General features: G+C 54.5%; 6 protein-coding genes. 1 reads left to right on the top strand and 5 read right to left on the bottom strand.

Annotated elements, in window-relative coordinates; translation table 11 throughout:
- The first annotated feature begins 29 nt into the window (after positions 1–29).
- Positions 30–2,174: a phosphate acetyltransferase gene (gene pta, locus QVF11_RS07095; RefSeq protein WP_112212980.1), complete on the top strand. Its 2,145-nt coding sequence runs from the start codon at positions 30–32 to the stop codon at positions 2,172–2,174.
- A 45-nt stretch (positions 2,175–2,219) separates the two neighbouring features.
- On the opposite strand, the gene QVF11_RS07090 is transcribed toward pta, so the two are convergent.
- From QVF11_RS07090 to QVF11_RS07070, 5 genes are all read right to left on the bottom strand, one after another.
- Complete coding sequence (locus tag QVF11_RS07090) at positions 2,220–3,173, bottom strand: transketolase family protein (protein ID WP_287855913.1); 954 nt, start codon at positions 3,171–3,173, stop codon at positions 2,220–2,222.
- A complete protein-coding gene (locus tag QVF11_RS07085; RefSeq protein ID WP_287855911.1) occupies positions 3,166–3,996 on the bottom strand; it encodes a transketolase in 831 nt (276 codons plus the stop codon). The genes QVF11_RS07090 and QVF11_RS07085 overlap by 8 nt, the downstream gene beginning before the upstream one ends.
- Complete coding sequence (locus QVF11_RS07080; RefSeq protein WP_112212977.1) at positions 3,993–5,384, bottom strand: PTS ascorbate transporter subunit IIC; 1,392 nt, start codon at positions 5,382–5,384, stop codon at positions 3,993–3,995. Before QVF11_RS07080 ends, QVF11_RS07085 begins: the two co-directional genes overlap by 4 nt.
- A 20-nt stretch (positions 5,385–5,404) precedes the next feature.
- Positions 5,405–5,677 (bottom strand): PTS sugar transporter subunit IIB, encoded by a 273-nt coding sequence (locus QVF11_RS07075; RefSeq protein WP_041146575.1) that lies wholly within the window; start codon positions 5,675–5,677, stop codon positions 5,405–5,407.
- Positions 5,678–5,756: 79 nt separating this feature from the next.
- Entirely contained in the window at positions 5,757–6,200 is a 444-nt protein-coding gene (locus QVF11_RS07070; protein WP_287855906.1) for a PTS sugar transporter subunit IIA, read from the bottom strand.
- Positions 6,201–6,217 lie beyond the last annotated feature (17 nt).

The following is a 6,217-nucleotide window of genomic DNA, read 5'->3' as shown; positions in this document are numbered from 1 at the left end:
ATACTGGCGGTAACGAAAGAGGATATATCGTGTCCCGTACAATCATGTTGATCCCTACCGGAACCAGCGTAGGCCTGACCAGCGTCAGCCTCGGCGTTATCCGTGCTATGGAACGTAAAGGCGTTCGTCTGAGCGTCTTTAAACCTATCGCTCAACCGCGCGCCGGTGGCGATGCGCCAGACCAGACGACCACCATCATTCGCGCGAACTCCGACCTTCCGGCCGCAGAACCGTTGAAAATGAGCCACGTCGAGTCGCTGCTCTCCAGCAACCAGAAAGACGTGCTGATGGAAGAGATCATCGCCAACTACCACGCCAACGCTCAGGATGCTGAAGTGGTGCTGGTTGAAGGTCTGGTCCCGACCCGCAAACACCAGTTTGCCCAGTCCCTGAACTATGAAATCGCGAAAACGCTGAACGCGGAAATCGTCTTTGTGATGTCCCAGGGCACAGATACCCCGGAACAGCTGAAAGAGCGTTTTGAGCTGACTCGCAGCAGCTTCGGCGGCGCAAAAAACACCAACATCACCGGTGTTATCGTCAACAAGCTGAACGCTCCGGTTGATGAACAGGGTCGTACTCGCCCTGATCTGTCCGAAATCTTCGACGACTCTTCCAAAGCGAAAGTCGTGAAGATCGACCCGGCTCAGCTGCAGAACGGTAGTTCATTACCGGTTCTGGGCGCGGTACCGTGGAGCTTCGATCTGATTGCTACTCGTGCGATTGATATGGCGCATCACCTGAACGCCACCATCATCAACGAAGGCGACATCAAAACCCGTCGCGTGAAGTCCGTCACCTTCTGTGCTCGTAGCATCCCGCACATGCTGGAACACTTCCGCGCAGGCTCTCTGCTGGTCACTTCCGCAGACCGTCCTGACGTGCTGGTCGCCGCCTGCCTGGCAGCGATGAACGGCGTAGAAATCGGTGCCATTCTGCTGACCGGGGCCTATGAAATGGACCCGCGTGTAAGCAAACTGTGCGAACGCGCATTTGCGACCGGCCTGCCGGTATTTATGGTTAACACCAACACCTGGCAGACCTCTCTGAGCCTGCAGAGCTTCAACCTGGAAGTTCCGGTTGACGATCACGAGCGCATCGAGAAAGTTCAGGAATACGTTGCTAACTATATCAACGCCGACTGGATTGAATCCCTGACCGCAACTTCCGAGCGCAGCCGTCGTCTCTCTCCGCCAGCTTTCCGCTATCAGCTCACCGAGCTGGCGCGTAAAGCAGGCAAGCGCGTAGTTCTGCCGGAAGGTAACGAACCGCGTACCGTTAAAGCGGCGGCTATCTGTGCCGAACGCGGTATTGCGACCTGCGTACTGCTGGGTAACCCGGATGAAATCACCCGCGTTGCCGCCTCTCAGGGCGTAGAGCTGGGTGCTGGTATCGAAATCGTTGACCCAGAAGTCGTTCGCGAAAGCTACGTTGCCCGCCTGGTTGAGCTGCGTAAGAGCAAAGGCATGACCGAAGCCGTTGCCCGTGAGCAACTGGAAGACAACGTGGTTCTCGGCACGCTGATGCTGGAACAAGACGAAGTCGACGGCCTGGTTTCCGGCGCGGTACATACCACAGCTAACACCATCCGTCCGCCGCTGCAGCTGATCAAAACTGCGCCGGGTAGCTCCCTGGTCTCCTCCGTATTCTTCATGCTGCTGCCGGAACAGGTTTATGTTTATGGTGATTGCGCGATCAACCCGGATCCGACCGCTGAACAGCTCGCTGAAATCGCTATCCAGTCTGCAGACTCCGCAATTGCCTTCGGTATCGAACCGCGCGTTGCGATGCTCTCCTACTCCACCGGCACCTCTGGTGCAGGCAGCGATGTAGAGAAAGTACGCGAAGCGACTCGCCTGGCGCAGGAAAAACGTCCTGACCTGATGATCGACGGCCCGCTGCAGTATGACGCCGCAGTAATGGCTGACGTTGCGAAATCCAAAGCGCCGAACTCTCCGGTTGCCGGTCGTGCTACCGTGTTCATCTTCCCTGACCTGAACACCGGTAACACCACCTACAAAGCCGTACAGCGTTCTGCCGACCTGATCTCCATCGGGCCGATGCTACAGGGTATGCGTAAGCCGGTGAACGACCTGTCCCGTGGCGCGCTGGTAGACGATATCGTTTATACCATCGCTCTGACCGCGATTCAGTCGTCCCAGCAGCAAGCATAATCTGCCTCCAGCATGAAAAAGGCGACCGTCTGGTCGCCTTTTTATTTACAGCAGCTCTCGCGCCGCCGAGACAATATCATGCGCCGTCAACCCATACTCCTTCTGCAAGAAATCCTGAGTTCCCACCTGACCGTAGCGCTCTTTCACCCCCACGCGGCGCATCGGCACTGGACAGGTCTCCACCAGCACTTCCGCCACCGCAGAGCCAAGCCCGTTGTGGATACTGTGGTTTTCGCAGGTCACAATGCGCCCGGTTTTTTCGGCATAGTTTTTTACCAGCATGCGGTCGATAGGTTTCAGGGTAAACATATCAATGACCGCCGCGCTGACTCCTTCTTGTTCAAGCTGACGCGCCGCCTCCAGTGCTTCCGCCACCATGATACCGTTGGCGATCAGCGTGATGTCATCACCCTCGCGCAGGACGTTACCTTTGCCGATGGTAAACGTTGAACCCGGCGCGTACACGCTTGGCGCCTGTTTACGGATCGTGCGCACCCAGTAGAAACCCTCAAGGTCTATAAGCTGGCGCAGTACATCATCAAACATCACCGCATCGGTCACTTCCAGCACCACCGAGTGCGCCAGACCGCGGACAATACCCATATCCTCAAACGACATATGGGTACCGCCGTTATGGCAGGCAGTCACGCCCGCATCCGAGGCGATTACTTTGACGTTATTACGCTGATAATCCAGCGACATAAACAGCTGGTCAAAGCAACGGCGGCTGGCAAAAGCGGTAAAGGTGTGCACAAACGGCTTGCGCCCGGTTAACGATAGTCCGGCGGCAGTGCCAATCACGTTGGCTTCCATAATGCCGCAGTTGATAACGTACTGGGGGTATTCCCGCGCTACGCCGTCCATCGCCATGGAGCTCATCAGATCCGCTTCCAGCGCGATAATTGAGCTACCGGCTTCAATCTGCTGCGCGACAAATCCGGCATAGACTTTGCGCATCTCCATGGCGTCTTTTTGTCCTGCGGGTGCAACCTTAATCATGTTCGGCCTCCAGTTGGCGAATAGTCTCGTTTAGCGTTTCTTTCATCTCCGCAGTCAGGCGTAAGTGATGGTTATTACTAAGCTTTTCGAGATACGGAACCCCCTGCCCCTTAACGCTATCAAGGATCACTACACGTGGACGCGCATCGGCTGGCAGAACAGGCTGTACCGCCGCCAGCAGCCCGGGGATATCATCACCTTTGACAGTAACGACATCAAAACCAAAGGCGCGGAATTTATCTTCCAGATTAAAAGCGCGGATAATTTCGTCCAACTTGCCGTCAAGCTGGAGCTTGTTCCAGTCAACAAACACGGTCAGGTTATTCAAACGGTGGTGGGCAATAAACTGGAATGCTTCCCAGCACTGGCCTTCATTCAGCTCGCCATCACCGACGATGCAGAATACGCGATTCGGGCGTCCGGCCAGCTTGTGCGACAGCGCCATGCCACCCGCGATGGAGATCCCCTGCCCCAGCGAGCCGGTAGTGGCATCCACGCCACGGGTTTTTAGACGATCCGGATGGCTTGGCAGACGCGTCCCGTTCTGGTTCAGCGTGCTTAGCTCTTCAACCGGGAAATAGCCTTTGATCGCCAGGGTGCTGTATAACGCGGGGCCGGCATGCCCCTTCGACAACACAAAGTAGTCTCGCTCAGGCCAATCCGGATCGGCGGGATCAATCTTCATCACTGCGCCGTATAACACCGCCAGGGTCTCTACCACCGACATGCTGCCGCCGTAATGGCCAAAACCAAGATCCGTCAGCGATTTAAGGGTTGCCACGCGAATATCACGCGCCAGTTTGGTCACTTCTTGCACATTCATGATTTAGCTCCGCTGTTCTCCTGCGCGCCGCCGCCCGCAGATTTCTTTTTCGCAAACACGTTGTACACCACCAACAGAGCGAACAACGCCACAACAAGACCAGTGATAGCAAACGGTGACAGATAGCGCGCCAGGTTGCCCAGCACGATACCAACGGCGCCGAAGTCAGCATCCGAGAAGGTGGTGTTGGCAAAACCAATCGCCCCCAGCACTGGCAGCAACAGCACCGGCAGGAAGGTGATCAGCAGACCGTTGGCAAAAGCACCGATCATTGCTCCACGACGACCACCTGTAGCATTGCCGAACACCCCGGCAGTTGCACCGGTAAAGAAGTGCGGTACTACGCCCGGCAGAATCAGCACCCACTTAAACTGACCACAGAGGAACAGCCCGACCAGGCCACCGAGGAAGCTAAACAGGAAGCCGATCAACACGGCGTTCGGGGCATAGGGATAAACCACCGGGCAGTCCAGTGCCGGACGGGCGTTTGGCACCAGTTTTTCCGAAAAACCGGTAAACGCCGGGACGATTTCTGCCAGGATCAGGCGTACGCCTTGCAGGATGATGAACACCCCGGCCGCGAAGGTAATCGCCATAATGATGGCGTATACCAGGTAGTTCTGACCGCCGCTGTAGGTGCTTTCAACATACTCACGCCCCGCGCTTACCGCCATAATCAGGTAGATAATCATCATGGTCAGTGAAATGGAGATGGAGCTGTCGCGCAGGAAGCTCAGGTTCTTCGGCAGGTTCATCTCTTCGGTCGAACGCGAACCTTTACCGCAGACGCTACCAATCCAGCCTGAGAGCACATAGCCCAGCGTGCCAAAATGGCCGAAGGCAATATCATCGGTACCGGTAATCCGCTTCATATAGCGCTGCGCCAGCGCCGGGAAGAACGCCATCACCAGTCCGAGAATCAGCGAGCCGGTAAACACGAGCCCGACGCCTTCGAAGCCCGCCACGGTGAGGATCACGCCGATCATACAGGCCATATAGAAGGTGTGATGCCCCGTCAGGAAGATGTATTTCAGACGCGTAAAGCGGGCAACCAGAATATTCGCTACCATACCAAATGCCATAATAAGGGCAGTTGATGCACCATATTTTTCCAGCGCAATAGAAACAATCGCCTCATTATTAGGAATAATCCCCTGAATATTAAAGGCGTGTTCAAACATTCCCCCTAGCGGATTAAGCGAGCCAACTAATACCGTCGCACCACCACCCAGAACGATAAAGCCCAGAATAGTTTTTATCGTTCCTTTCACGACATCGGAAAAAGATTTCTTTTGCGCTACCAGACCAATTAGCGCAATTAACCCGACCAGAACAGAGGGTACTTTGAGAATATCAACAACAAAATTCAGCGTTTCAAGGATAAACATATCCGCCTCGCTATAAAGAGTTATTGTTTGGCGAACCACGCGCGCAGCTGCGCTTCGAGTTCATTAATGTCAATGATGTTGGTGATCACCACCAGCTGGCTTTCCGGCACGCTGGCGCTGGCGGCAATATCTTTTGCCATCACAAATAAATCTGCCGCGCCCGGCGTTGCCGATGAGAGATCGGAGTGCTCCACTTCAGCTTCTATTTCAAGTTTTTTAAGCACTTTTTTAATATTCATCTCAACCATAAAACTACTGCCCAGGCCTGAACCGCAAATTGCCATGATTTTCATTATTATCACCTTTTTTGGGTAGAGTTCGTCCTCATCACGCTAGCGCGCAATGGGTTATAAATCGGATTATCGAATTAACTCAGAATCGTGCAATTATTTTTTTTATGTCCTCCAGGGTTTTCGCCTGATGTAATTTTTCCATATCTTCATCACTGGAAAATAATTCCGCTAGCGCGGAGATCATTTCGATGTGGCTGTGCTTATCCGGTGCCGCAAGCATAATAATAATATCAACCGGGTCGAACTCTTCAGAACCAAATGACACTCCCTGTTCCAGCTTCAGCAGCGATAAACCTAAGCCTTTCGCCCCCTCTTCCGACCGCGCATGCGGCATTGCCAACCCCGGAGCCAGCACATAATACGGCCCCAGTTTATGGTGTTGCTCAACGATCGCCGTCACATACTCAGGCGCGATAACGCCGGATTCAAGCAACGGCCTGGCGCAGATATCCAGCGCCTGCGGCCAGGTTTCTACTTCCTGCAGGAGCGTAATGGTTGCATCAGAGATCCATGTTTTAAGCATCTTGTCCCTCGTCATCA

It is taken from the genome of Klebsiella sp. (assembly GCF_027492335.1).
GTDB classification, from domain to species: Bacteria; Pseudomonadota; Gammaproteobacteria; order Enterobacterales; family Enterobacteriaceae; genus Klebsiella; species Klebsiella huaxiensis.
This window is presented reverse-complemented; position numbering and strand designations above follow the sequence as displayed.